This is a genomic window from Streptomyces sp. NPDC003300, assembly GCF_040610915.1.
Taxonomy (GTDB): Bacteria; Actinomycetota; Actinomycetes; order Streptomycetales; family Streptomycetaceae; genus Actinacidiphila.
Window position 1 is genome coordinate 260,976 of record NZ_JBEXNE010000008.1, and the last position, 26,194, is coordinate 287,169.

The 26,194-nt window shown below is 71.8% G+C and carries 20 protein-coding genes; 13 read left to right on the plus strand and 7 right to left on the minus strand.

Features of this window, described 5'->3' with window-relative positions:
• The first annotated feature begins 96 nt into the window (after positions 1-96).
• The 10 genes from ABZX65_RS15105 to ABZX65_RS15150 all read left to right on the plus strand — a co-directional run bounded on the left by ABZX65_RS15105 (position 97) and on the right by ABZX65_RS15150 (position 13,716).
• Positions 97-1,311, plus strand: coding sequence for an ROK family transcriptional regulator (locus tag ABZX65_RS15105; protein ID WP_355338629.1), 1,215 nt, complete (start codon positions 97-99; stop codon positions 1,309-1,311).
• Positions 1,312-1,450: 139 nt separating this feature from the next.
• A complete protein-coding gene (locus tag ABZX65_RS15110; RefSeq protein WP_355338632.1) occupies positions 1,451-2,533 on the plus strand; it encodes a substrate-binding domain-containing protein in 1,083 nt (360 codons plus the stop codon).
• A gap of 230 nt (positions 2,534-2,763) precedes the next feature.
• Complete coding sequence (locus tag ABZX65_RS15115; RefSeq protein WP_188282659.1) at positions 2,764-3,552, plus strand: ATP-binding cassette domain-containing protein; 789 nt, start codon at positions 2,764-2,766, stop codon at positions 3,550-3,552.
• Positions 3,549-4,856, plus strand: a complete 1,308-nt coding sequence (locus tag ABZX65_RS15120) for a sugar ABC transporter permease (protein ID WP_355338636.1) — start codon at positions 3,549-3,551, stop codon at positions 4,854-4,856. Before ABZX65_RS15115 ends, ABZX65_RS15120 begins: the two co-directional genes overlap by 4 nt.
• Before the next feature lie 304 nt (positions 4,857-5,160).
• On the plus strand, positions 5,161-7,086 hold the full coding sequence (gene dxs, locus ABZX65_RS15125; protein ID WP_355338639.1) for a 1-deoxy-D-xylulose-5-phosphate synthase: 1,926 nt from the start codon (positions 5,161-5,163) through the stop codon (positions 7,084-7,086).
• A 219-nt stretch (positions 7,087-7,305) separates the two neighbouring features.
• A complete protein-coding gene (locus tag ABZX65_RS15130) occupies positions 7,306-8,811 on the plus strand; it encodes an amino acid permease (RefSeq protein WP_355338642.1) in 1,506 nt (501 codons plus the stop codon).
• 99 nt (positions 8,812-8,910) lie between these two features.
• Positions 8,911-10,371, plus strand: coding sequence for a glycosyltransferase (locus ABZX65_RS15135; RefSeq protein ID WP_355338803.1), 1,461 nt, complete (start codon positions 8,911-8,913; stop codon positions 10,369-10,371).
• A gap of 43 nt (positions 10,372-10,414) precedes the next feature.
• Complete coding sequence (locus tag ABZX65_RS15140; protein WP_355338645.1) at positions 10,415-11,281, plus strand: thioredoxin domain-containing protein; 867 nt, start codon at positions 10,415-10,417, stop codon at positions 11,279-11,281.
• 180 nt (positions 11,282-11,461) lie between these two features.
• Positions 11,462-12,727 (plus strand): peptidoglycan-binding protein, encoded by a 1,266-nt coding sequence (locus ABZX65_RS15145; RefSeq protein WP_355338648.1) that lies wholly within the window; start codon positions 11,462-11,464, stop codon positions 12,725-12,727.
• Complete coding sequence (locus ABZX65_RS15150; RefSeq protein WP_355338651.1) at positions 12,724-13,716, plus strand: SPFH domain-containing protein; 993 nt, start codon at positions 12,724-12,726, stop codon at positions 13,714-13,716. The genes ABZX65_RS15145 and ABZX65_RS15150 overlap by 4 nt, the downstream gene beginning before the upstream one ends.
• A gap of 93 nt (positions 13,717-13,809) precedes the next feature.
• On the opposite strand, the gene ABZX65_RS15155 is transcribed toward ABZX65_RS15150, so the two are convergent.
• The 5 genes from ABZX65_RS15155 to ABZX65_RS15175 all read right to left on the minus strand — a co-directional run bounded on the left by ABZX65_RS15155 (position 13,810) and on the right by ABZX65_RS15175 (position 20,455).
• Positions 13,810-15,936, minus strand: coding sequence for a 3-hydroxyacyl-CoA dehydrogenase NAD-binding domain-containing protein (locus ABZX65_RS15155; protein WP_355338654.1), 2,127 nt, complete (start codon positions 15,934-15,936; stop codon positions 13,810-13,812).
• A complete protein-coding gene (locus ABZX65_RS15160) occupies positions 15,933-17,153 on the minus strand; it encodes an acetyl-CoA C-acyltransferase (RefSeq protein WP_355338657.1) in 1,221 nt (406 codons plus the stop codon). The genes ABZX65_RS15155 and ABZX65_RS15160 overlap by 4 nt, the downstream gene beginning before the upstream one ends.
• A gap of 284 nt (positions 17,154-17,437) precedes the next feature.
• Positions 17,438-18,694 (minus strand): ribonuclease D, encoded by a 1,257-nt coding sequence (locus tag ABZX65_RS15165; RefSeq protein WP_355338660.1) that lies wholly within the window; start codon positions 18,692-18,694, stop codon positions 17,438-17,440.
• Between the two features lie 215 nt (positions 18,695-18,909).
• Positions 18,910-19,575 (minus strand): response regulator transcription factor, encoded by a 666-nt coding sequence (locus ABZX65_RS15170; RefSeq protein ID WP_188280408.1) that lies wholly within the window; start codon positions 19,573-19,575, stop codon positions 18,910-18,912.
• A gap of 247 nt (positions 19,576-19,822) precedes the next feature.
• The gene (locus tag ABZX65_RS15175; RefSeq protein WP_188280407.1) at positions 19,823-20,455 is read right to left on the minus strand and encodes a DUF3000 domain-containing protein; all 633 of its coding nucleotides are present in this window, start codon (positions 20,453-20,455) and stop codon (positions 19,823-19,825) included.
• A gap of 652 nt (positions 20,456-21,107) precedes the next feature.
• Between ABZX65_RS15175 and hemE the strand changes: the two genes are divergently transcribed.
• Positions 21,108-22,148: a uroporphyrinogen decarboxylase gene (gene hemE, locus ABZX65_RS15180; protein WP_355338664.1), complete on the plus strand. Its 1,041-nt coding sequence runs from the start codon at positions 21,108-21,110 to the stop codon at positions 22,146-22,148.
• Between the two features lie 4 nt (positions 22,149-22,152).
• Here hemE and ABZX65_RS15185 read toward each other — a convergent pair whose 3' ends face one another.
• Positions 22,153-23,283 (minus strand): DUF4349 domain-containing protein, encoded by a 1,131-nt coding sequence (locus ABZX65_RS15185; protein WP_355338667.1) that lies wholly within the window; start codon positions 23,281-23,283, stop codon positions 22,153-22,155.
• Positions 23,284-23,431: 148 nt separating this feature from the next.
• Here ABZX65_RS15185 and hemG point away from each other — a divergent pair, with 148 nt between their 5' ends.
• Together hemG and hemQ are read left to right on the plus strand one after the other, a co-directional pair.
• Entirely contained in the window at positions 23,432-24,844 is a 1,413-nt protein-coding gene (gene hemG / locus ABZX65_RS15190; RefSeq protein ID WP_355338670.1) for a protoporphyrinogen oxidase, read from the plus strand.
• A gap of 83 nt (positions 24,845-24,927) precedes the next feature.
• On the plus strand, positions 24,928-25,680 hold the full coding sequence (hemQ, locus tag ABZX65_RS15195; protein ID WP_355338673.1) for a hydrogen peroxide-dependent heme synthase: 753 nt from the start codon (positions 24,928-24,930) through the stop codon (positions 25,678-25,680).
• Here hemQ and ABZX65_RS15200 read toward each other — a convergent pair.
• Complete coding sequence (locus ABZX65_RS15200) at positions 25,629-26,138, minus strand: hypothetical protein (RefSeq protein ID WP_355338676.1); 510 nt, start codon at positions 26,136-26,138, stop codon at positions 25,629-25,631. The two genes, hemQ and ABZX65_RS15200, sit on opposite strands and share 52 nt — an antisense overlap.
• Between the last annotated feature and the right edge of the window lie 56 nt (positions 26,139-26,194).

The window sequence follows — 26,194 nt, forward strand, 5'->3', positions numbered from 1 at the left end:
TTGTAGACGACGGGGTCTCACCGATGTGGCAGGTACGACATCGGTCCGGGTCCCCGTCCGTGCGGGCAGCCGGGACGCTCCGGCTGCCGGGCAGGAGTGGATGTCGTGGTCGAGACTCCGGGATCGCAGTCGTCGCTGCACCGGGCCAACCTGGAACGCGTCGTGCGTGCCGTACGGCTGGCCGGGTCACTCACCCAGGCGGAGATCGCGCGCAGCACCGGCCTGTCGGCCGCGACGGTCTCCAACATCGTCCGCGAACTGCGGGACAACGGCACGGTGCAGGTGACGTCGACCTCCTCGGGTGGTCGGCGGGCCCGCAGCGTGGCGCTGTCCGGTGACGCCGGTATCGTCGTAGGAGTCGATTTCGGCCATTCGCATCTCCGGGTCGCGGTCGGCAATCTGGCCCATCAGGTGCTGGCCGAGCAGTCCGAGCCGATCGACGTGGACGCCTCCGCCTCCCAGGGCTTCGACCGCGCCGAGCAACTCGTCGCGCGGCTGGTGGAGTCCACCGGGATCAACCCCGACAAGGTGCTCGGGGTGGGTCTGGGCGTGCCGGGGCCGATCGACGTGGAGTCCGGGACGCTCGGCTCGACCGCGATCCTGCCCGGCTGGAGCGGTATCAACCCCCGCCAGGAGCTGACCGACCGGCTCGGTGTGCCGGTCCAGGTGGACAACGACGCGAATCTGGGCGCACTGGGCGAGTTGGTCTGGGGCGGCGGCCGGGGCGTGAAGGACCTGGCGTACATCAAGGTCGCCAGCGGCGTCGGCGCGGGCCTGGTGATCGACGGCAGGATCTACCGCGGACCGGGGGGCACGGCGGGTGAAATCGGCCACATCACCCTCGACGAGTCGGGTCCGGTGTGCCGGTGCGGCAACCGCGGCTGCCTGGAGACCTTCACCGCCGCGCGCTATGTGCTCGAACTCCTGCGCGGCAGCCACGGAGATGGCCTAACGGTCCCGAAGATGGTGCAGCTCGCACGCGAGGGCGACCCCGGCTGCCGTCGCGTGATCGGGGACGTGGGCCGCCACATAGGCATGGGCGTGGCCAGTCTGTGCAACCTCTTGAACCCCAGCAGGGTCGTGCTGGGCGGGGACTTGGCCGAGGCGGGGGAGCTGGTGCTCGGCCCGATAAGGGAGTCCGTGTCGCGGTACGCGATCCCCAGTGCCGCCCAACGGCTGTCCGTGGTGCCCGGGTCGCTGGGTGCCCGTGCGGAGGTTTTGGGGGCACTTGCCCTGGTGCTGAGTGAGATGGGTGATTCTACACTGTTGGATGGTAATACTCCGGTTGATACACCCGCCTTTTCGGCATAACTGAGCGTTCACACAGCTAACGAAACGGGTCGTTGCCATCTCGTTAAGTGTTTACTTCTTGACGGCATGGCGTCAGCCGGAGTTGACTCACGAGCACCTCGGCCGCGGTGTTGCGGCCCTGTCAGGGAGGCAACCTCACATGAACGCAATGACGCGTCGAATCGCCGTCGGGACGGTCGCTGTTTCGATCGCGCTCACGATGGCCGCTTGTGGCAAGGCGGGCGACAAGTCGTCCGACAGCAGCAAGGACAAGACCATCGGCCTGCTGCTCCCGGAGAACGCGACCACCCGGTACGAGAAGTTCGACCGGCCCCTGATCGAGGCGAAGGTCAAGGAGCTGTGCTCCGACTGCAAGGTCGACTACGCCAACGCCGCCGGTGACCCCGCCAAGCAGGCGCAGCAGGTCAGCAGCATGATCGCCAAGGGCGTCAAGGTGCTCATCCTGGACGCGCAGGACTCGGTCGGCATCCAGTCCTCGGTCCAGGCCGCGGTCGACAAGGGCATCAAGGTCGTCGCGTACGACCGCCTCGCGCAGGGCCCGGTCTCGGCCTACGTCTCCTACGACAACGAGAAGATCGGCGAGCTCCAGGGCCAGGCGCTGCTCAACGCCATGGGCGCCGACGCCAAGCCGACCTCGAAGATCGTCATGATCGACGGCGACCCGGCCGACCCGAACGCCGCCTCCTTCAAGGCCGGCGCCCACAAGATCCTCGACGGCAAGGTGAACATCGCCTACGAGCAGTCGGGTCTGTGGAAGGACACCGTCGCCAACCAGAAGGTCACCGCGGCGATCACCCAGCTCGGCAAGGCCAACATCAAGGGCGTCTACTCGGCCAACGACGGCATGGCCGGCGGTATCGCCACCGCCCTCAAGGGCGCCGGCATCAACCCGCCGCTGACCGGCCAGGACGCCGAACTGCCCGGCATCCAGCGGATTCTCGCGGGCACCCAGGCCGCGACGATCTACAAGGCGTACCAGCCGGAGGCCGACGCCACCGCCCAGATCGCGGTCGCGCTGCTCGAGGGCAAGGACTTCAAGGACGTCGCCGACACCACCGCCAAGAGCGGCTCGGGCCAGACGGTCCCCGCCCACCTCATCGGCGCCGTCGCGGTGACCAAGGAGAACATCAAGGACACGGTCATCAAGGACAAGCTGTACACCGTGGCCCAGATCTGCACCGCTGAGTTCGCCCAGGCGTGCAAGGACGCGGGCATCCAGTAGTACCCAGGGCCTCGGCCCGCCCCCGAAAGACCTGTCCGGTGCCCCGCCCCCACCATTCCACCCCGCTGCCGGGGCGGGGCACCGGACGGAAACGCTTCCGGGGTAGAGCGTTCGGGGAAGGGGTATGAGCCCGTTCCCCGTTGACTGATGTCATCCCAGTGCTTTATTGCACGTCCCCCGCGGCTGTCCCCCCAGTACGCGGCATCCCCGCCGGTCAGGCGGCGAAGGAGATGGTTCACGTGTCCGCTACGCCCGTGCTGGCGTTGCGCGGAGTCTCCAAGCGATTCGGTGCGGTTCAGGCCCTCACCGATGTCGAGTTGGAGGTCCACGCCGGAGAGGTTGTCGCCCTGGTGGGCGACAACGGAGCCGGTAAGTCCACACTGGTCAAGACGATCGCCGGTGTGCACCCCATCGACGAAGGCGTCATCGAATGGGAGGGCAAGGCGGTCAGCATCAACCGGCCGCAGGACGCCCAGAGCCTCGGCATCGCCACCACGTACCAGGACCTCGCGCTCTGCGACAACCTCGACGTGGTCGGCAACCTCTATCTCGGACGGGAGATCCTCCGGGTCGGAGTGCTCGACGAGGTCACGATGGAAAGGCGTGCGCGCGAGCTGCTCAACACGCTGTCCATCCGGATCCCCAGCGTGCGGATCCCGATCGCCAGCCTCTCCGGCGGTCAGCGGCAGGTCGTGGCCATCGCCCGCGCCCTGATCGGCGAGCCGAAGGTCGTCATCCTCGACGAGCCCACCGCCGCCCTCGGCGTCGAGCAGACCGCCCAGGTCCTCGACCTGGTCGAGCGGCTGCGCGAGCGCGGCCTCGGCGTGATTCTGATCAGCCACAACATGGCTGACGTGACGGCGGTCGCGGACACCGTCCACGTGCTGCGCCTGGGCAGGAACAACGGGTCCTTCCCGGTCAAGGGCACCACGAACGAGCAGATCATCGCGGCCATCACCGGAGCCACGGACAACGCCGTGACCCGCCGTCAGTCGCGCAATGTGGAGGCGGCGAAGTGAGCGACAAGACCACCCTGTCGAAGGCCGACGAGGAGCCGCCGGCCGCTCCGGTCGACGAAATGGCGCCGGCCGCGGTCGAGGTCATCGACCCCCGGCTGCTGGTGCGCCAAGAGGGCTTCAAGGGCTACATCACCGAGTTCAAGCGCAAGCTCAAGGGCGGTGAACTGGGCTCGCTGCCCGTCATCGTCGGCCTGATCATCATCTGGACCGTGTTCCAGCTGAAGGACAGCCTGTTCCTCAGCTCGACCAACATGGTCAACATCAGCTACTTCCTGGCCGCCACCGGCATGATCGCGGTCGGCCTGGTCTTCGTGCTGCTGCTCGGCGAGATCGACCTGTCGGTCGCCTCCGTCAGCGGTCTGTCGGCCGCGATCTTCGCGATCTTCTCCACCACACACGGCATGAACATGTGGCTGGCGATGATCCTCACGGTCCTCACCGGCATCGGCATCGGCGCGATCCACGGCTTCTTCTTCGCCAAGATCGGCGTCCCCGCCTTCGTGGTCACCCTCGCGGGCAACCTCGGCTGGAACGGCCTGATGCTGTGGCTGCTCGGCTCCACCGGCTCGCTGTCCATCCAGGACAAGGGCCCGATGCACATCCTGGGCCAGCGCTCCTTCTTCATGGACCAGGACATCGCCGGCGCCTACATCCTGGCGACCGTCGGTGTCGTCGCGCTGCTCGCCGGTTCGCTGATCGAGCAGACCCGCCGCCGCAAGGCGGGCGTCCCGTTCCGCCCCACCAGCGAGATCGCGCTGCGCACCGTCGCCCTGGCCGTCGTGGCCTACGTGGCCGCGTACGTGCTCAACAAGTCCGCCGGTGTGCCGAACGCCCTGGTGATCTTCCTGGTCGCCCTGGTGATCTGCGACTTCGTCCTGCGCCGCACGCCCTTCGGCCGCAAGGTCTTCGCGGTCGGCGGCAGCATCGAGGCCGCCCGCCGCGCCGGTATCAACGTGGCGCTGATCCGGATCGCGGTCTTCGCGATCTCCGGCGGCTTCGCCGCCATCGGCGGTCTCTTCCTGGCCGCCCAGACCTACACCGCGACGCTCGCCGCCGGTACCGGCAACCTGCTGATGCTGGCGATCGCCGCCGCGGTCATCGGCGGCACCAGCCTCTTCGGCGGTCGCGGCAACGTCTGGTCGGCGCTGCTCGGCATGCTGGTCATCCAGTCCATCCAGACCGGACTCGACCTGCTCAACATGAACACCTCGATCCAGTACATGATCACCGGCGCCGTTCTGCTCGCCGCCGTGGTCATCGACTCGGTCTCGCGCCGTACGCAGAAGACCTCCGGCCGCGCGTAGCGGCACCGCGTACGACGGCGGCGCGCGTAACGGCTCGTAACAACGCGGGCGGACACGCGCGCCGCGGCAGCACCTCGAACCGCCGGGCGGACCTGGAAATCCAGGTCCGCCCGGCGGTTCGCCGTTGCCGTGCCGTGACATACATCGCACAGGGCGGCCGACAGCCTTGGAACCGGAAGATTAGACTCGTCGGATCGGCCGTATCGAAGCGATCCGGCCGTGTCGGCGTCCACGTCGGCAAAACCGTGGGACAGACCTTCGACAGGTGCCGACAGGTACCGACAGGCAGCAGAGGGAGGAACGGGTGGCAGTGCTGACCCGTATCAACGGACCGCGCGACCTCGACCGGCTCAGCCAGCAGCAGCTCGTGGAGCTGGCGGGCGAGATCCGTGCCTTCCTCGTCGACGCGGTGTCCAAGACCGGCGGGCACCTCGGCCCCAACCTCGGTGTGGTCGAGCTGACCATCGCCCTGCACCGCACCTTCCACTCGCCCGTCGACCGGATCCTCTTCGACACCGGCCACCAGGCGTACGTGCACAAACTGCTCACCGGACGCAAGGACTTCGCGAAGCTCAAGAGCAAGGGCGGCCTGTCCGGCTACCCGTCGCGCGCCGAGTCCGAGCACGACGTGATCGAGAACAGCCACGCCTCCACCGTCCTCGGCTGGGCCGACGGTCTCGCCAAGGCCAACGAGGTGCTGGGCCGCACCGACCACGTGGTCGCCGTGATCGGCGACGGCGCGCTCACCGGCGGCATGGCCTGGGAGGCGCTGAACAACATCGCCGCCGCCCAGGACCGCCCGCTGATCATCGTCGTCAACGACAACGAGCGGTCCTACGCGCCCACCATCGGCGGCCTCGCGGACCACCTGGCGACCCTGCGCACCACCGACGGCTACGAGCGCTTCCTGTCCCGTACCAAGGACCTCCTGGAGCGCACCCCGCTGATCGGCCAGCCGCTCTACGAGACGCTGCACGGCGCGAAGAAGGGCCTGAAGGACTTCATCGCCCCGCAGGGCATGTTCGAGGACCTCGGCCTGAAGTACGTCGGCCCGATCGACGGCCACGACGTGGAGGCGCTGGAGTCCGCGCTGCTGCGCGCCAAGCGGTTCGGCGGCCCGGTCATCGTGCACTGCATCACCGAGAAGGGCCGCGGCTACAAGCCTGCCGAGCAGGACGAGGCCGACCGCTTCCACGGCATCGGCCCGATCCACCCCGACACCGGTCTGCCGGTCGCCGCCGCGGGCGCCGACTGGACGTCCGTCTTCGGTGACGAGATGGTCGCGCTCGGCAAGGAGCGCGACGACATCGTCGCCATCACCGCCGCGATGCTCCAGCCGGTCGGCCTGGAGAAGTTCGCCAAGGCGTTCCCCGACCGCGTCTACGACGTCGGCATCGCGGAACAGCACGGCGCGACCTCGGCCGCGGGTCTGGCCACCGGCGGCCTGCACCCGGTCTTCGCGGTCTACGCGACCTTCCTCAACCGCGCCTTCGACCAGGTCCTGATGGACGTGGCCCTGCACAAGTGCGGTGTCACCTTCGTCCTGGACCGGGCGGGCGTCACCGGCAGCGACGGCGCCTCGCACAACGGCATGTGGGACATGTCCATCCTCCAGGTCGTGCCGGGACTGCGGATCGCCGCCCCACGCGATGCCGACCAGGTACGCGCCCAGCTCCGCGAGGCCGTCGCGGTGGACGACGCGCCGACCGTGGTGCGCTACTCCAAGGGCGCGGTCGGCCCGGCCGTCGCCGCCGTCGGCCGGATCGGCGGCATGGACGTGCTGCGCGAGCCGTCCGAGGGCGAGCGCCCCGACGTCCTGCTGGTCTCGGTCGGCGCCCTCGCGCCGATGTGCCTGGAGATCGCCGGGCTGCTGGACGCGCAGGGCATCACCACCACCGTGGTCGACCCGCGCTGGGTCAAGCCGGTGGACGAGGCGCTGCCCGGCCTGGCCGCCAAGCACCGCGTCGTGGTCACCGTCGAGGACAACGGGCGGGTGGGCGGCGTCGGTTCCGCCGTCGCGCAGGCGCTGCGCGACGCGGAGGTGGACGTGCCGCTGCGCGACTTCGGCATCCCGCAGCGCTTCCTCGACCACGGATCGCGCAAGGACGTGATGGCCGACATCGGGCTCACCGCACCGGACATCGCCCGCCAGGTGACCGGCCTGGTCGCCACCATCGACGGCCGCTTCGCGGACGACGCGGACCACGCGCGCGAGATCGCCCGCGACTGATCCCACCGCCCGCCCGCCCCTCGCCGGGGACACGGCGGCGCACCCGTACGACGCGGGGGTCCACCCATACGGGTGGACCCCCTCTTCCATCGGCGTACGCGTAGGCGCGCCTATTCGGGTGAGACGGACCTCCGGAGTGCAGTAACGCAGTAGCGGCTGCCGACCGACGGAATCGACCGGCCGAACCGACCGGCCGCCGGACGATCTGGAGGTGTGACGGTGGACACCGACACGCGTGACGACACGGCCCCCCGACCCCGGGGGGTGTTCCGCACCAAGAGCATCGAACAGTCGATCGCGGACACCGAGGAGCCGGAACACGGCCTGCGCAAGGAGCTGTCCGCGCTCGACCTGATCGTCTACGGGGTCGGCGTCATCGTCGGCACCGGCATCTTCGTGGTCACCGGCTCGGTCGCCAAGGACTACGCGGGGCCCGCCGTCGCGCTCGCCTTCATCGTCTCCGCGATCGTCTGCGGCCTGGCCGGGCTCTGCTACGCCGAGTTCGCCTCGACCGTGCCGGTGGCCGGATCGGCGTACACCTTCAGCTACGCCTCCATCGGCGAACTGCCCGCCTGGATCATCGGCTGGGACCTGATCCTCGAACTGGCGCTGGGCGCGGGCGTGGTGGCGGGCGGCTGGTCCGGCTACATGGCCAATCTGCTGTCGCACTTCGGCATCGACATCCCCAAGGTCCTCACCCACGACGGCGGCGGCTTCGGCTTCGACCTGCTGGCCGCGGTGCTGGTGCTGGTGCTCACCGGCATCGTGATGGCCGGAATGAAGCTGTCCGCGCGGGTCACGACGCTGATCGTCGCCGTCAAGGTGACCGTGGTGCTGCTGGTGATCTTCGCCGGGCTGTTCTTCATCACCGGCAGCAACTACCACCCGTTCCTCCCGGCGTCGAAGGCCAACACCGGCAGCGGCTCCGACCTGCACGCGCCGCTGGTGCAGATGATCTTCGGCTTCACCCCTTCCTCGTTCGGCGTGATGGGCATCTTCTCCGCCGCCGCCGTGGTCTTCTTCGCCTTCATCGGCTTCGACATCGTCGCCACCGCCGCCGAGGAGACCAAGAAGCCACAGCGGGACATGCCGCGCGGCATCCTCGGCTCGCTGGTGATCTGCACCGTGCTGTACGTGGCGGTCTCGCTCGTCGTCACCGGCATGCAGAAGTACTCGGAGCTGGACACCACCGCGCCGCTGGCGTCCGCCTTCAAGTCGGTCGGCGCGCCCTTCTGGTCCGGCCTGATCAGCTTCGGCGCGGCCGTCGGCCTGACCTCCGTGGTGATGATCCTGCTGATGGGCCAGACCCGGGTGTTCTTCGCGATGAGCCGCGACGGGCTGTTGCCGCGCGCCTTCTCCCAGGTGCACCCGAAGTTCGGCACCCCCTACCGCACCACGGTGCTGCTCGGCGTGATCGTCGCGCTGATCGCCGGATTCTTCACCGTCGGCGAACTGGAGGAGATGGTCAACGTCGGGACGCTCTTCGCGTTCGTCGTCGTCGCCATCGGCGTCGTCGTGCTCCGCCGCACGCGCCCCGACCTGCCGCGCGCCTTCCGCGCCCCCTGGGTGCCCGTCCTGCCGGTGGCCTCGGTGTGCGCGTCCCTGTGGCTGATGCTCAACCTCAGCGTGGAGACCTGGCTCCGGTTCGCCGTATGGATGGTGATCGGCCTCGTCATCTACTTCGGCTACGGCCGCTCCCACAGCAGGCTGGGCCGCGGGCGCTAAGTGCAGCCGACGAGCGCGGTACTGCCGGCGCGGCCGGCCGTACCGGTGGCCGTACCCGCGGGTGCCCCCGGCCGCCGCGACCGGCGCTACTGGTCGCGGCTGGCCGCGCTGCTCGCGGCGCTCACCGTCCTGCTGCGCCTGCCGTCCTTCGCCCGCCCGGTGTGGAATCCCGACGAGGGCTATCTGGCCGTCCAGGCGCGGCTGCTGGCGCACGGCGGGGTGCTGTACGACACGGTGGTCGACCGCAAGCCGCCGCTGCTGCCGTGGCTGTACCAGGGGCTCTTCGCGGTCTTCGGCGACGGCTCGCTGTGGCCGCCGCGCACGGCCGCGCTGCTGGCGCACCTGGCGACCGCGCTGCTGCTGGCCGCGGTCGCCCGCCGCCGCTGGGGCGACCGGTCGGGGGCGGCGGCGGGCGCGGGATACCTGCTGCTGTCGGTCGGCCTCGCGCCCGAGGACACCCTGGCGGCCACCTTCGAGGTCTTCATACTCCCGTGGACAGCCGCCGCCGTCTGGTGCGCCGACCGCTCCCGCTGGGGACTGGCGGGCGTGGCCGTGGCGGGCGCGGCCCTGACCAAGCAGACCGGCGCGGTGATACTGCTCCCGGTGGCCTGGACGCTGTGGCGGGCGGCGCGGGCCGGACGCGCCCCGGCGCTCGCGGGCGCGCTGCGGCTCTGCCTCGGCTTCGCGCTGCCGGTCGGCGCGGTGGCCCTGCTGACCGGACCCGGCCGCTTCCTGTTCTGGACGGTCACCGGCTCCGCCGAGTACGTCTCGCCGCGCGGCGCCTGGCTGACCGGGCTGAGCCGGGCGGCGGGCGGCGCCAGCGTCCTGGCGGTGGCCGCCGCCGGAATGCTGCTGGCCGCGGGCGCCGCCTGGGCGCTGCGCCGCCGCCCGGTCCCCGCCGATCTGTGGGTGTGGCTGGCCGCCTCCGGGGTCGCCGTGGTCTCCGGCTTCCAGTTCTACGGCCACTACTTCCTCCAGATGGTGCCCCCGCTGGTGCTGATCGGCGTGGCCGCCGTCCGCGCGCTGCCCCGGCTGCGCGCCGTCGTCACCTGCTGGACGGTCCTGGCCTGCGCCGGATTCCTGGTCTGGGACCTGGCCGCGCCGAGCCGCGAGCTGGACCACGCGGTCGCCGTCGCCGCCGCGGTCCGCGCGCACACCGCGCCCGACGACCGCGTCCTGGTGTGGGGCATACACCCCGAGACGTACTGGTTCGCCGACCGGCGGCCCGCCAGCCGCTATCTGACCGCGGGCTTCCTCACCAACTTCAGCGGCGGGCGCGGCGGGGTCCGGGTGGGGGAGCGGTACGCGGTCCCCGGCGCCTGGCGTGCCTTCGGCGCGGAATTCTCCGCGCACCCGCCCGCGCTGGTGGTCGACGACTCCCGCGGCGACCCGTACGCGATCTCGCGCACGCCGACCCTGCGTGACCTGCTGGGTTCCGGCTACCGGCGGGTGGCGAGGGTCGACGGCGCGGTCGTCTGGGCGCGCGAGGCCGCAGGACCGGCCGGGCGCGGCGGCGCCCATGGGGGACCGGCTGGACGTGGCGCATGGGGGCGATGGTAAAAAGGCGCGAGAGCTGGTGCGGCAATATCGAGGTGGCGTTGTCATGACGGAGTCCAAGGGACCCGGGAACCAGGACCGTGCGAAGGACGGGGGGAGCAAGCCCAAGCGCAAGTCCCTCCTGGACCGGGTACGGCCCTACGCGGTCGGCACGACCGCGATCGTGGTGGTCTTCGGCGGGTCCGCGCTGATCGGCCAGCACGTACGCAGCACCAAGGACGACAAGGTGCGCGAGCCCTCGGGCGTCATCGCCGCGCCCATCGTGCCCACGGGCCCGGTGGACACCGCGTCGCCCAGCCCCAGCGCCGCCCCCACGGGCCCCAAGCTCGGCCTGCCGGTGCGGCCGTCCGTGCCGGTCACGATCACGATCTTCGTGGACCTGCGCAGCCCCGACTCCAAGGCGTTCGCCGACGAGTACCAGGCCACGCTGACGCAGTTGCTGACGACCGGCCAGGCGGAGCTCCAGTACCGCCTGGTGACCGCCTCCGACCAGCAGTACGGCGGCGAGGGCTCCAAGACCGCGGCCAACGCGGCGGCGTGCGCGCAGGACCAGAGCCGCTTCACGCAGTTCATGAAGGAGGTCTGGAAGCACCAGCCGGACCCGAAGAGCGACACGCTGACCCACCTGAACTTCCTGAAGGAACTGGCCGTCAAGGCCGGGAAGATCAAGCTCAGCACCTTCGAGCCGTGCCTGGAGCAGGGCGACCACAACGGCTGGGTGCAGCAGTCGCAGAACGACTTCGCGAAGTCCGACCTCGGCTCGATCCCGGTGGTGGAGATCAACGGCACGCCGGTCAAGGACGTGCACTCCACGCTGACCCCGCAGAAGCTGCGCAAGATGGTGCTCGCCGAGGCCAAGCGCGTGATCGCGGTGCAGGCCACGCCGTCGGACACGCCCGCGCTGCTGGGCTGACGGACTGTCGGATTTCTCCGGCCGCTCCGTCTTCCGCACCGCGGTAGCTCCGCTGTTCCGCCGCTCCCCGCGGTCGGGTGTTTCGTGCCCTTGAATCATCGGTATGTCAGATTTCGTCAACTTTTAGGCGAAATCGGGTACTGAAGGCATGTGACACCCGATCACGGAGGAGTGGTGCGCATGTCCATACCGGTGTTCGATGACGTCGAACCGCTGCCCGCCTGCGGTTGCGAGGAGTGCGCCCGACGGCGCCTCACCGACTCGATGGCGCGCGACACCGGTGGACCGGCCACCGGCGCGACGACCCGTGTGGTGGTCGTGGCCGCCGCCGCGGGCACCGCGCTGGGCAGCGCCGCCGGAGCGGTCGCCGCCGTGCCGCTGCCGTCGGAGGCCACCGCCTTCACCACGGGCCACGCCGCGCTCGCCGCCGCCCCCGCCACGGTCCCGGCCGCCACCCCCCTGCGGCTCACCCGCGACCAGATCATCCAGCGCGCCCGCACCTGGGCGGACGCCAAGGTGCCGTACAGCATGACCGCGTACTGGAAGGACGGGTACCGGCAGGACTGCTCCGGCTTCGTCTCCATGGCCTGGGGTCTGGGCAGCAGCGCCTGGACCGGCAGTCTGGCCGGCTACGGCGTCCGGATCACCAAGGACGAGCTGATGCCCGGTGACATCCTGCTCTTCCACAACGCCGCCGACCCCGAACACGGGTCGCACACGGTCATCTTCGACGGCTGGGTGGACGACGCGCACACCGCGTACACCGGCTACGAGCAGACGGTCCCGGCCACCCGGGTCCAGACCACGCCGTACGCATACTGGTCCAATTCCGGGAAATACATTCCCTACCGGTACAAGTATCTGGCGGGTGGCAGCAGTTCGGGATCGGGGTCCGGTGGGTCGTCGTCGGGTTCCACGGCCTTCCCCGGCACGTCCGCCTTCGGCCCCGGCGCCGACAACGCCAACGTCACCCGGCTCGGCACCATGCTGGTCGGCCGCGGCGCCAGCTCGTACTACAAGGTCGGTCCCGGACCGAAGTGGAGCGAGTCCGACCGCGGCGCGACCAGCGCCTTCCAGCGCGCCCAGGGCTGGTCGGGCAGCGACGCGGACGGGCTGCCCGGCCCCACGACCTGGTCGTACCTCGTCCAGGACAAGGGCCGCGACATCTCCGGCGCCCCGCGGGCCTCCGGCGGCACCCCCGCCAAGGTCCCGGCCTACCCCGGCGCGGGCGCCTTCCGGCCCGGCCAGACCAACGACTCGGTACTCGCCCTCGGCAAACGGCTCGTCGCCAAGGGCTTCGGCAAGAACTACACGGTGGGCCCCAGCCGTACATGGGGCGAGGCAGACCGGCGCAATGTCGAGGCGTTCCAGCGGTCCCTGGGCTGGACCGGGCGCGACGCGGACGGCTACCCCGGCCCCGAGACCTGGAGACGACTGTTCACGTGACGACATCTTCCACCGCCGCCGGGACGGGGCTGCCGGAGCAGACCCGCCCGGCCGCCCACAGCGGCGGCACCGAAGTCCACCCCGCCCCCGCCGCCCCGCCGGAGCTCGTCGAACGGCCGGGGCCCTGCCTGCCCGGCTGGACCGCGACCGCCGTCGTGCTCGCCGCGACCGTCGGCGTCTGCTGGCTGCTGTGGCGCGCCGGCGTCCTGCCCGCCGACGTGGCCGGCCGCCCCCTGCTGCCGCCCCCGCCCGGCGGCGGCTCCGCCAGCGGCCTGTGGAGCGGCGTCCTGCTGCTCGCCGCGGTCGCCGCCTTCGCCGCGGGCGGCCTCACCAGAGGCCGCAACGGCAGCGTCTGGGTGCTCACCCGGCACGGCTCCTACCGCGGCACGGTCCGCCGCACCGGCCTGCTCTGGATCAGCCCGCTGCTCACCCGCCGCAGGCTCGACGTGTCCCTGCGGCACTGGCGCAGCCGCCCGATCGACGCGGTCGACGCCAACGGCACCCCGCTCCAGCTCAGCGTCCTGCTGGTGTGGCGGGTCAGGGACACCGCCAAGGCGGCCTTCGCCGTCGACGACCACAACCTCTTCCTGCGCGAGCAGGTCGAGGCCGCCGTCGCGCTGGCCGTCTCCCGGCACCCGGCCGACGACTTCCGGGGCGCCGCGCCCACCCTGCGCGACAGCGAACGGCTCGGCGACCACCTCACCAAGCTGATCGCCGCCGACCAGCGCCCGGTCGGCATCGAGGTCTTCTCGGCCACCCCGGTCCGCCTCGACTACGCCCCCGAGGTCGCCGCGGCCATGCGGCGCGCCCAGATCGCCGCGCTGGACGCCAAACACCGCAGAGCCGTACTCGACGACGTCCTGGCCACCGTCGCCGAGACCGTCCGCGGCATCACCGAGCGCGGCCTCGTCCAGCTCGACGACTACGAACGCAAGGCGCTGGTACGGGACCTGACGGTGGCGCTGTGCACGACCGTGCCGAAGAAGTGAGCCGCGCCGGGACCCGCGTGAGCTGAGCCGGAACGGCGAAGCGCCGGACGGCCCCCTGACATCGGGGCTGTCCGGCGCTTCGCCGCGTCCGTCCTAGGCGGGGACGCTCGCCACGCCAGGCGCCAGGAACGGCTTGCCGTTCACCCGCTGGGACACGCCCTCGCGGTCCAGGTACGGGGTGACGCCGCCCAGGTGGAAGGGCCAGCCCGCGCCGGTGATCAGGCACAGGTCGATGTCCTGCGCCTCGGCCACCACGCCCTCGTCCAGCATCAGGCCGATCTCCTGCGCGACGGCGTCCAGCACCCGGTCGCGCACCTGCGCCTCGGTGAGCACCGAGTCGCCCTGCTTGAGCAGCGCGGCGACCTCGGGGTCCAGCTCCGGCACGCCGGAGTCGTAGACGTAGAAGCCGCGCTTGCCCGCCTTGACCACGGCCGCCAGATTCTCCGAGACGGTGAAGCGGTCGGGGAAGGCGCCGTGCAGCGTCTCGGAGACGTGCAGACCGATGGCCGGGCCGACCAGTTCGAGCAGCACCAGCGGCGACATCGGCAGGCCGAGCGGCTCGACGGCCTTCTCCGCGACGGCGACCGGCGTGCCCTCGTCGATGACGTTCTGGATCTCGCCCATGAAGCGGGTCAGGATGCGGTTGACGACGAACGCCGGGGCGTCCTTGACCAGCACCGCGGTCTTCTTCAGCTTCTTCGCCACGCCGAAGGCGGTGGCCAGCGACGCGTCGTCGGTCCGCTCGGCGCGGACGATCTCCAGCAGCGGCAGCACCGCGACCGGGTTGAAGAAGTGGAAGCCGACGACCCGCTCCGGGTGCTCCAGCTTCGAGGCCATCTCGGAGACCGACAGCGAGGAGGTGTTGGTGGCCAGGATCGCGTCCGGGCGCACCACCGCCTCCAGCTCCGCGAAGACCTGCTGCTTGACGCCCATCTCCTCGAAGACGGCCTCGATGACGAAGTCCGCGTCGCCGAAGGCGGTCGCCTTGTCCAGGTGACCGGAGACCAGCGCCTTGAGGCGGTTGGCCTTGTCCTGGCCCACGCGCCCCTTGGCGAGCAGCTTGTCGATCTCGCCGTGGACGTAACCCACGCCCTTGTCGATCCGCGCCTGGTCGATGTCGGTCAGCACGACCGGCACCTCCAGGCGGCGGGCGAAGAGCAGCGCGAGCTGCGAGGCCATCAGGCCCGCGCCGACCACGCCGACCTTGGACACCGGGCGGGCCAGCGACTTGTCGGGCGCGCCCGCCGGGCGCTTGCCGCGCTTCTGCACCAGGTTGAAGGCGTAGATGCCGCTGCGCAGTTCGCCGCCCATGATGAGGTCGGCCAGCGCCGCGTCCTCGGCGTCGAAGCCCTGCCGCAGATCGCCGTTCTTCGCCGCGGCGATGATGTCCAGCGCGCGGTACGCGGCAGGGGCCGCTCCGTGCACCTTGCTGTCCGCGACGGCCCGGCCGCGGGCCACGGCCTGGTCCCACGCCTCGCCGCGGTCCACCTCGGCCCGGTCCACCTCCAGCTCGCCCTTGAGGACGGCCGCGGTCCAGGCCAGCGACTGCTCCAGGAAGTCCGCCGCCTCGAACAGCGCGTCGGCGATGCCCAGTTCGTACACCTGGGCGCCCTTGAGCTGACGGTTCTGGTTGAGCGAGTTCTCGATGATGACGGTGACCGCGCGGTCCGCGCCGATCAGGTTCGGCAGCAGTACGCAGCCGCCCCAGCCGGGCACCAGGCCGAGAAAGACCTCGGGGAGCGAGAAGGCGGGCAGCGAGGCCGACACCGTGCGGTAGGTGCAGTGCAGACCGACCTCGACACCGCCGCCCATGGCCGCGCCGTTGTAGTACGCGAAGGTCGGCACGGCCAGGGACTGGAGCCGCTTGAAGACCTCGTGACCGCTCCTGCCGATGGTCAGCGCCTCGTCGCGTGTCCTGAGCACCTCGACGCCCTTGAGGTCGGCGCCGACCGCGAAGATGAACGGCTTGCCGGTGATGCCGACGCCGGTGATCGCGCCCTCCGCCGCCTCCTTCTCGACCTGGTCGAGCGCCGCGTCGAGGTGGGCCAGCGACTGCGGACCGAAGGTGGTCGGCTTGGTGTGGTCCAGGCCGTTGTCCAGCGTGATCAGCGCGAAACGGCCCGCGCCCGGCAGCTCCAGGTGCCGCACCTGGGCCTGGGTGACGACCTCGCCGGGGAACCGCTCGGCCGCCCCCTTCAACAGCTCGGTGGTGCTGCTCACTTGGTGCCTCCGTCGAAGTGGGGGTTCTCCCAGATGACCGTGCCGCCCATGCCGAAGCCGACGCACATGGTGGTGATGCCGTAGCGCACGTGCGGCTGCTCCTCGAACTGCCGGGCGAGCTGCGTCATCAGCCGCACACCGGAGGAGGCCAGCGGGTGGCCGTAGGCGATGGCGCCGCCGTACTGGTTGACCCGCGGGTCGTCGTCGGCGATGCCGTAGTGGTCGAGCAGCGAGAGCACCTGGACGGCGAACGCCTCGTTGATCTCGAACAGGCCGATGTCGCCGATCGACAGACCGGCCTTGGCCAGCGCCTTCTCGGTCGCCGGGATCGGGCCGATGCCCATCACCTCGGGCTCGACACCCGCGAAGGCGTACGAGACCAGGCGCATCCGTACCGGCAGGTCCAGCTCCCTGGCGACGTCCTCCGCGGCGAGCAGCGAGGCGGTGGCGCCGTCGTTGAGACCGGCCGCGTTACCCGCGGTGACCCGGCCGTGCGGGCGGAAGGGGGTCTTGAGGCCCGCGAGCTGCTCCAGCGTGGTGCCCGGCCGCATCGGCTCGTCCGCCGTCGCCAGGCCCCAGCCGGTCTCCCCGGCCTCGGGGGTGGTGCGGCGGATCGCGATCGGCACCAGGTCCTGCTGGATCCGGCCGTTGGCGTACGCCTTCGCGGCCTTCTCCTGGCTGCGGACGGCGAATTCGTCGGCGCGCGCCTTGGTGAGCTGCGGGAAGCGGTCGTGCAGATTCTCCGCGGTCATGCCCATGAACATCGCCGACTCGTCGACGAGCTTCTCCGAGACGAACCGCGGGTTGGGGTCGACGCCCTCGCCCATCGGGTGCCGTCCCATGTGCTCGACGCCGCCGGCCACCACGACGTCGTACGCGCCGAAGGCGATGCCGCCGGCCGTGGTCGTCACGGCGGTCATCGCGCCCGCGCACATCCGGTCGACGGAGAAACCGGGCACGGTGGTCGGCAGCCCGGCGAGGATGCCCGCCGTCCGGCCCAGGGTGAGGCCCTGGTCGCCGATCTGCGTGGTCGCGGCGACCGCGACCTCGTCGATCCGCGCCGGGTCCAGATCCGGGTTGCGCCGCAGCAGCTCCCGGATGCACTTGATCACCAGGTCGTCGGCCCGGGTCTCGTGATACATGCCCTTCGGGCCCGCTTTGCCGAACGGGGTGCGGACGCCGTCAACGAATACGACGTCCCTTCCGGTACGAGGCACGGTGGGTCTCCCTCTTCGACGATGTGGAACGCGGCGCTGAAGCACGCTTCCTACGGCTCGCCTCACATGCTACTCGTCGGTAACTCATGTGCACAGCTTCCCTCGCGGAAGCGGCGCAGCTCACATCGCACGGATGTTACCGAAGGTTACCCCTGTGGGGGAGAGCCTGAGGGAGCGCCGCGGGCGGGTCGGCCGTTCGACACGGAACCACCGGCGGCGGACCACCGACGCAGGACCACGGATGGGGAACCGCCGACTGCGGACGGGCCACCGGCCCCGGCGGGCTATTCGCCCGGGGGCGGGTCCGCCGGGCGGGCGGTCAGCGCGACCGTCAGCAGCGGGGTGGTCAGCTCGACCTGCCACGGGCGGGCGCCCATGTCCGCGAGCTGGGCGGCCACGACCTCCTCGCTCGCGTTCGCCGGAGGCGCCCAGCACAGCCGACGCACGGTGTCCGGGGTGATCAGATTCTCCTGGGGGAGATTCAGCTCCTCGGCCAGCGCGCTCACCGCGGCGCGCGCCGCGGAGAGCCGGGCGGCGGCGACCGGGTCCTTGTCCGCCCAGGCGCGCGGCGGCGGGGGGCCGGTGTACGCGGCGGCGGGCTGCGGCAGCTCCCGCTCGGGCAGCGCGCGCGCCCGGTCGATCGCGGACTGCCACTGGTCGAGCTGGCGGCGGCCCATCCGGTGCCCGAAACCGGGCAGGGCGGCCAGCGCGTGCGCGTTCGGCGGGCTCTCCAGCGCCGCCGTCACGATCGCGGCGTCGCTGAGCACCCGGCCGGGGGAGACGTCCCGCTCACGGGCGGTACGGTCGCGCGCCAGCCACAGCTCGCGCACCACGGCGATCTGCCGACGCCGCCGCACCTTGTGCATGCCCGAGGTCCTGCGCCAGGGGTCGACGCGCGGCGCGGCCGGCGGGGCGGCGGCGATGGCCGCGAATTCCTGGAGCGCCCACTCCAGCTTCCCCTGGGTGCGCAGCTCCTCCTCCAGCGCGTCGCGCAGATCCACCAGCAGCTCGACGTCGAGCGCGGCGTACCGCAGCCACGGGTCGGGCAGCGGGCGGGTGGACCAGTCCACCGCCGAGTGGCCCTTCTCCAGCGCGAAGCCCAGCACGTTCTCCACCATCGCGCCGAGGCCGACCCGGGCGAACCCGGCCAGCCGCCCGGCCAGTTCGGTGTCGAACAGCGAGGTGGGGTGCATGCCGATCTCGGACAGGCACGGCAGATCCTGGGTGGCGGCGTGCAGCACCCACTCGGTGCCGGTCAGGGCGTCGCCCAGGGTGGACAGGTCGGGGCATCCCGTGGGGTCGATCAGCGCGGTCCCTGCTCCGGCGCGGCGCAACTGGACCAGATAGGCCCGCTGCCCGTAGCGGTAGCCGGAGGCGCGCTCGGCATCGACGGCGACCGGACCGGAACCCGCGGCGAAAGCCGCGACGACATCTGCGAGAGCCTCCGGGCTGGCGGTCACCGGCGGGATTCCCTCGCGCGGGTCCAGCAGCGGGACCGGCGCCGGGCCTGCTTGGGTTGCGGTCTCTCTGGCGTCGGTCACTTGTTAAGGGTAGCCGGGTACGGCGTGTCAGGTGGAGATCCAACGGACAGGGCGTACGGTACGTCGCCGCCGGGTCCCTGAGCGCCGGGGCCGCGGCACCGCCACGACGGCCGACGCGCGCGCGTATACGGCGGGCGTACGCGCGGACACGGGCGCGCGTATACGAAACGACCCCCGGCGGAACGTTCCGCCGGGGGTCGCTCACGGCCGGGGCCTCAGTGGATGATTCCGGTGCGCAGGGCCACCGCGACCATGCCGGCGCGGTCCCCGGTGCCCAGCTTCCTGGCGATCCGGGCGAGGTGGCTCTTGACGGTCAGCGCCGAAAGGCCCATGGAGACGCCGATCGCCTTGTTCGACTGGCCTTCCGCGACCAGCCGCAGGACCTCGACCTCGCGGCCGGACAGCTCGCGGTAGCCGCTGGGGTGGCCGGGGGCGCCCGGCGGGCGGCGCTGCATACGGGCCGCGGTGGCGCCCAGCGGCGCCAGTCCCGGCCGGGTGGCGAGACCGCCGGGGCTGTTGCGGGTGCCGGTCACGACATAGCCCTTCACCCCCCCGGCAAGCGCGTTGCGCACGGCGCCGATGTCGTCGGCGGCGGAGAGTGCGAGGCCGTTGGGCCAGCCTGCCGCGCGGGTCTCGGCGAGCAGGGTGAGGCCGGAGCCGTCGGGGAGATGGACATCGGCGACGCAGATGTCGCGGGGGTTACCGACCCGGGGACGGGCCTCGGCGATGGACGAGGCCTCGATCACGTCGCGAACCCCGAGAGCCCACAGGTGTCGGGTGACAGTGGAGCGGACGCGGGGGTCGGCTACGACGACCATGGCCGTCGGCTTGCTGGGGCGGTAGGCGACCAGGCTCGTGGGCTGCTCGAGAAGAACGGACACCGGGCCTCCTGTGGCAAAGGGGACTGAAACGGTCACAATCTCCTTCGGCAGCAATTGCTCCGGCCTTTAGGGAAAGATCACGATTTATTGAGGATCATTTCCGGCAATTCGGACGAGAAATCGAACATGCGAGAAGTGAGTGCGCCGCGCGATACGCCGGGGAGTGCGCGGGGGCGCGCCATCGGGGGCGCGTGACGTCACCGCAGGCCGGGGCGGTACGCCGGGCTACGGAAGCGGTCCGACGGACTCAGGTACGGCGCTTCGGCATCGGCACCACGCCGCTGCCCCCGCGCACCAACGGCTCCGGGCCCTCCGACGGCGGCAGACCCGCGCACGCGCACAGCAGATCGCACCAGGCCGCCAGGTGCGCCGCCACCTCGGGCGCGCCCCCCGCCCGCTCCCTCGGCGTCCACGACGCCCGGATCTCGATCTGCGTGTCGTCCACCCGGTCCGCCAGCGCGCCGAAGTAGTGCGACGACGCCCGCGAGACCGTACCGCTCGGGTCGTTGTACGCCGCTCCGCGCGCCGCCAGCGCCCCGGTCAGCCAGGACCAGCTCACCTCGGGCAACAGCGGATCCCCCGCCATCTCCGGCTCCAACTCGGCCCGCACCAACGTCACCAGGCGGAACGCGCCGTGCCACGCCTCGTGCCCGTCCGGCTCGTGCAGCAGCACCAACCGCCCGTCGGCCAGCTCCTCGCCGTCCGCCAGCACCGTCGCCTCCAGCGCGTACGCGTACGACGCCAGCCGCTTCGGCGCGGCCGTCTCCTCGATCCTGACCTCCGGCCTCACCCGCACCGAGCGCAGGGTGTCCACCGAGCGCCGAAAGGGGAGGGGGACGTCGTCACTGCCGTCGCCGAGGTGCCCGTGAACCGCTGCCATGCCCGGAAGACTAAGCCGCCGATGCCCTCCGGGCTCGGAACAACACCCTTATTGCCCTTCGGGGCGCGTTCCCGCTCCCCGCGAGGAGCACCCTTGCGCCTGCCGCGCGCCCCCAACCCCCCGACTGCGCGGCGGGGTTCGCCGCTGGGGTGGCTGTGGGGTGAACGTCAAGGGGGGCGCTCTTGCGTGGGGTCAGCGTTACGGGGGGGCCGGGGGTGGGAGGGGGTGAACGTCCGGGGTGCGCTCTTGCGTGGGGTCAGCGTTACGGGGGAGCGTGGGTGGGAGCCGTCTTGTGTGAGCTCACCGCGATTCCCTTTTTTTGCCGCCCTCTCGCCTCCGGCGGCTTAGATCCGGTGTCGACGCTCCTCTTCGACGGTCGCTCGTTCCTCGCTCCCTGCTCATCGTCGCTTTCGACACCGGCGCCGCCTTTGGCTCGCTGGCTACCGGCGAACCCACCTGCGCAGCGGGGCCGCAGGGGCGCAGCCCCTCACGCAAACGCACCCCACCGGCGAACCCACCTGCGCAGCGGTGCTGTAGGGGCGCAGCCCCTCGCGTAGACGCACCCTGGGGGCGAACCCCAGCGCGCGGACGTGTGCTAGGGGCGCAGCCCCCTTGGTGGGGGTGGTGGGGGAGACGTGGGAGGATTCTCGGCGTGAGTGCGCACCAGCAGACCGCTGCTTCCCCGTTCATCCGCGCCTGTCGGCGCGAGCCCGTGCCGCATACGCCGGTGTGGTTCATGCGGCAGGCCGGGCGTTCGCTGCCCGAGTACCTGAAGATTCGCGAGGGCATCGCGATGCTGGACTCGTGCACGCGGCCCGACCTCATCGCCGAGATCACGATGCAGCCGGTGCGGCGGCACAAGGTCGACGCGGCGGTCTACTTCAGCGACATCGTGGTGCCGCTCAAGGCGATCGGGATCGACCTCGACATCAAGCCCGGCGTGGGCCCGGTGGTGGCGGACCCGATCCGTACGCGGGAGGACCTGAAGCGGCTGCGGGCGCTGGAGCCCGAGGACGTCGGTTACGTCACCGAGGCGATCGGCCTGCTGACGGCCGAACTCGGCGAGACGCCACTGATCGGATTCGCGGGCGCGCCCTTCACGCTGGCCAGCTACCTCGTGGAAGGCGGCCCGTCGCGCAACCACGAGCGGACCAAGGCGCTGATGTACGGCGACCCCGAGCTGTGGCGTGACCTGCTGGACCTGCTCGCCGACATCACCGTGGGCTTCCTGAAGGTGCAGATCGAGGCGGGCGCGAGCGCCGTCCAGGTCTTCGACTCGTGGGTGGGGGCGCTCGCGCCCGTCGACTACCGGCGCTACGCGATGCCCGCGTCGGTGAAGGTCTTCGACGCGGTCGAGGACTACGGCGTCCCGCGCATTCACTTCGGCGTCGGCACCGGCGAACTGCTCGGTCTGATGGGCGAGGCGGGCGCGGACGTCGTCGGCGTCGACTGGCGGGTGCCGCTGGACGAGGCGGGCCGTCGGGTCGGTCCCGGCAAGGCGCTCCAGGGCAACCTCGACCCGTCGGTGCTCTTCGCCCCGACGGCGGCCGTCGAGGCGAAGGCCCGGGAGGTGCTGGACGCGGCCCCGGCCACCGGCCATGTGTTCAACCTCGGCCACGGTGTCCTGCCCAGCACCGACCCGGACGCTCTCACCCGTCTCGTCGACTTCGTGCACACCTCGACCGAGGTGTGACGGCTCAGTCCGTCGGCGGCTCCTCCGCACGCTCCGGCGCGTCCGTACCCGCCGGAGCCGTGGAGGGCGTGCGCTGCGGGTGGATCGGCGCGTACGAGGACGGGCTCCAGGGGCGCGGCGCCATCGTCGGCGGCTCCTGCCGGGGCCAGCGGCGGCGCACCAGCCGGTAGCCGATGAAGCCGGCCAGCGCGACCACCAGGAACGGCAGCACGGCCGACAGGACGACCAGCACACCGCGGATCGTCACGTAGAAGGCGTGCCAGCCGCCGCCCAGCGCGTGGCCGACCTGCGTCCAGAAACCGTCCTCGTGCTTCGGCTTCGGCTTCGCCGCGACGTGCTTCACCGGCGGCTCGACCAGCCGCAGCGTCACCGTGGCCAGATCCGTCCGCTCCCGCAGTGCCGCCTGCTGCGCCTGGAGGGACTCCAAGTCGGCCTCGCGGGTGCTCAGTTCGCGCTCCAGCGACACCACGTCGCTGAGCGAGCCCGCCTGGTCCATCAGCTTGCGCACCCGGGCCACACTGGCCTGCTGCGACTTGATCCGGCTCTGTACGTCGACCACCTGGCCGGTGACGTCCTCGACGCCGACCTTGCGCTCCATCAGCGTGCCGAGCCCGGCCAGCCGGGTCAGCAGACCGTAGTACGCCGCGGGCGGCACCCGGAGCTGGATCGTCGACTGCTCGTGGCCCCCGGCGTCGACCGAGGTGTCCTCGGTGCCCCCGTAACCGCCCGCGTCGGCGACCATCGCGCGGGCCTTGTCGAGCGCGTCGCCCACCTTCGGGGTGCGGACGGTCAGGTGCGCCGTACGGACGAGGTAGCTGGGCGCGGACGGCTTGGCGTTGTTGCCGGTGGTGGCGGCCTTGTCCGACGCGGAACCGGGCGTACCGGAAGGCGCGTTCCCGGCGTCCGTACCGCTGCCGCCGTTCTTCATCGAGTCGCTGCCGCTGTCGTCCTGGCCGCGGGCCGCCGGGGCGGCGGCCTTGTCGGAAGCGCCGCCGCTTTCGCTGCTGCACCCGGCGACCGCGAGCGAGGCGGCCAGCAGCAGCACGGCAGGGACGGCGGCCAGCCGCCGCCGTCCGCGCCGGCCGGCGTGGTGCGCGCGCCCGGTGCGCGGCGCTCCGGGTCTGTGTGTCCTCACGTCAATTCCCCCCAGGTGCGAGCCTCGTGAGGCCCGCCTAGTGACCTGTAGTGACAGTTGGACGTGGACGGTCCGCGCCGGGTTGCGGTCCCGCGGTAGCGATGGGATCACGTTCGGAACTCGGAACGGAGTCTGAGACAGTGGACGCATGAGCCAGACGCACAACGGCACGGGCGCTCCTGAACACGCGATCGTCATCGGCGGCGGAATCTCCGGACTCGCCGCGGCGCACCGGCTGGCGGGCGCGGGCGTCCGCGTCACGCTGCTGGAGGCGTCGTCGCGGCTGGGCGGCAAGCTGTACGCCGACGAGATCGCCGGGGTGCCGGTCGACCTCGGCGCCGAGTCGATGCTGGCCCGCCGCCCCGAGGCGATCGCCCTGGCCCGCGAGGTCGGGCTCGGCGACGACCTGGAGCCGCCCGCGGTGCTCGGCGCCGCGCTGTGGACCCGCGGCAAGCTGCGGCCCATGCCCAAGGGACACGTCATGGGCGTGCCCGGCGACCTCGGGCCGCTCGCCTCGTCCGGTGTGCTGTCCGCCGCCGGTCTCGCCAGGCTCCCGCTGGACCACGTACTGCCGCGCACCGAACTCGGCGACGATGTCGCGGTCGGCGCCTTCGTCGCCGCCCGGCTCGGCCACGAGGTCGTGGACCGGCTCGTCGAACCACTGCTCGGCGGCGTCTACGCGGGCAACGCCTACGAGATCTCGCTGCGCGCCGCGGTGCCGCAGCTCTTCGAGGCCATGCGCACCGGGCGCTCCCTGATCGAGGCGGCCCGCGACATCCAGCGCCGGGCCGCGGCCAGGGCGGGCGGCGCGGGACCGGTCTTCAACGGCATCCGCGGCGGCGTCGGACGGCTGCCGCTCGCGGTCGCCGAGGCGTGCCGCGCCGCGGGCGTCACCATCGAGACCGACGCGCCCGTACGCGAGCTGCGGCGCACCCCGCACGGCTGGCAGGTCGGCCTCGACGGCCGCGCGCTGGAGGCCGACGCCGTGGTGCTCGCCGTGCCCGCGCCGACCGCGGCCCGGCTGCTCACCGCCGAGTCGCCCGCCGCCGCGGCCGAACTGGACACCGTCGAATACGCGGGCATGGCGCTGGTCACCATGGCCTTCCGCCGCCGTGAGATGACACGGCTGCCCAACAGCAGCGGCTTCCTCGTCCCGCCGGTCGACGGCCGCACCATCAAGGCGTCCACCTTCTCCAGCCGTAAATGGGGCTGGCTCGGCGAGGCAGGCGGCGACACCGTCGTCCTGCGCACCTCCATCGGCCGCCACGGCGACGAGGCGGACCTCGCCTGGGACGACACCGACCTCGTCCGCCTCTCCCGCGACGACCTGGAGGCCGCCGTGGGCCTGCGCGCCGCCCCGATCGCCGCCCGCGTCACCCGCTGGACCGCGGGTCTGCCCCAGTACCCGGTCGGCCACCTCGCCCGCGTCGCCCGCGTCCGCGAACACCTCACCAAGCTCCCCGCCCTGGCCGCCTGCGGCGCCGCGTACGACGGCGTCGGCATCCCCGCCTGCATCGCGGGCGCCCACCGCGCCGCGGCCGAGCTGCTGCCGCGGGGCTGAACGGCTCCGCGCCGGGTGGCCCCGCGGGCGTCGTGGGGGACCCTGGTGCCGAGAGCGTCGGGGGGCGCGGGAGAATGGGGGGTATGACCGACTCGACTGCCGACCGCGCTTCCGATTCCGCCGACGCCACGTCGGCGAAGGCCCCCAACGCGGGGAAGAAGGCCAAGGACCTCAACGAGGTCATTCGCTACACGCTCTGGTCGGTGTTCCGACTGCGCGACACCCTGCCCGAGGACCGCGGCGGGTACGCGGACGAGGTCGAGGAGCTGTTCGCGCAGCTCGCCGCCAAGGACATCACGATCCGCGGGACCTATGACGTCTCGGGGCTGCGGGCCGACGCCGATCTGATGATCTGGTGGCACGCGGAGACGGCCGAGGAGTTGCAGGAGGCGTACAACCTCTTCCGCCGCACGAAGCTGGGGCGCGCGGTGGAGCCGGTGTGGTCCAACATGGCGCTGCACCGCCCGGCGGAGTTCAACAAGTCGCATGTTCCGGCCTTCCTCGCCGATGAGACGCCGCGCGAGTGGGTCAGCGTCTATCCCTTCGTGCGCTCCTACGACTGGTACCTGCTGCCGGACGAGGACCGCCGCCGGATGCTCGCCGACCACGGCAAGATGGCCCGTGGCTACCCCGACGTGCGGGCGAACACCGTCGCGTCCTTCTCGCTCGGCGACTACGAGTGGATCCTGGCCTTCGAGGCCGACGAGCTGTACCGGATCGTCGACCTCATGCGGCACCTGCGCGCCTCCGAGGCCCGCCTGCACGTCCGCGAGGAAGTTCCCTTCTACACCGGCCGGCGCCGCGAGATCGCCGACCTGGTCGCGGGCCTGGCCTGACGCAGCAGCGCCCGTATCGCGGGGTCGCGCGGCGTGCGCGGCCCACGGGCGGCCAGGGCCGACAGCGGCGGCGCGTCCCGGGGTATCCCCCGGAGCGCCTCCTGCCCGGCCGGGGCCGCCCACCGCGTGTACGGATAGACCTCGACGCGCGCCACCGACCAGCACGCCCCCGTCAGCAGCAGCGGCAGCACGTACCAGAGCAGCGCGGGCGTGCCGTCCGGCGCACGGACCGACCCGTTCAGGGCGACGGTGGCCACCGCCATCGCCAACGTCAGCCCGGTGGCGCCGCGCACCTGCCGCACCCCCGCCGCGAGCCGTTCGCGTGCCGCCGCCGGAACCCCGAGCCCGGCGGCCACCAGCCGCTCGCCGAGCGCGCGTACGGCCTCCGGCCAGGAACGCCGTTTCGTACAGACCGAGTTCGACGCCGTCCGTGGGCCGCCGCTCTCCGGGCGCTCCACCGGCCGCGGCGACCCCGGCCAGGCACAGGCGCGCACCGGCGGCGGTCGCCGCGGCA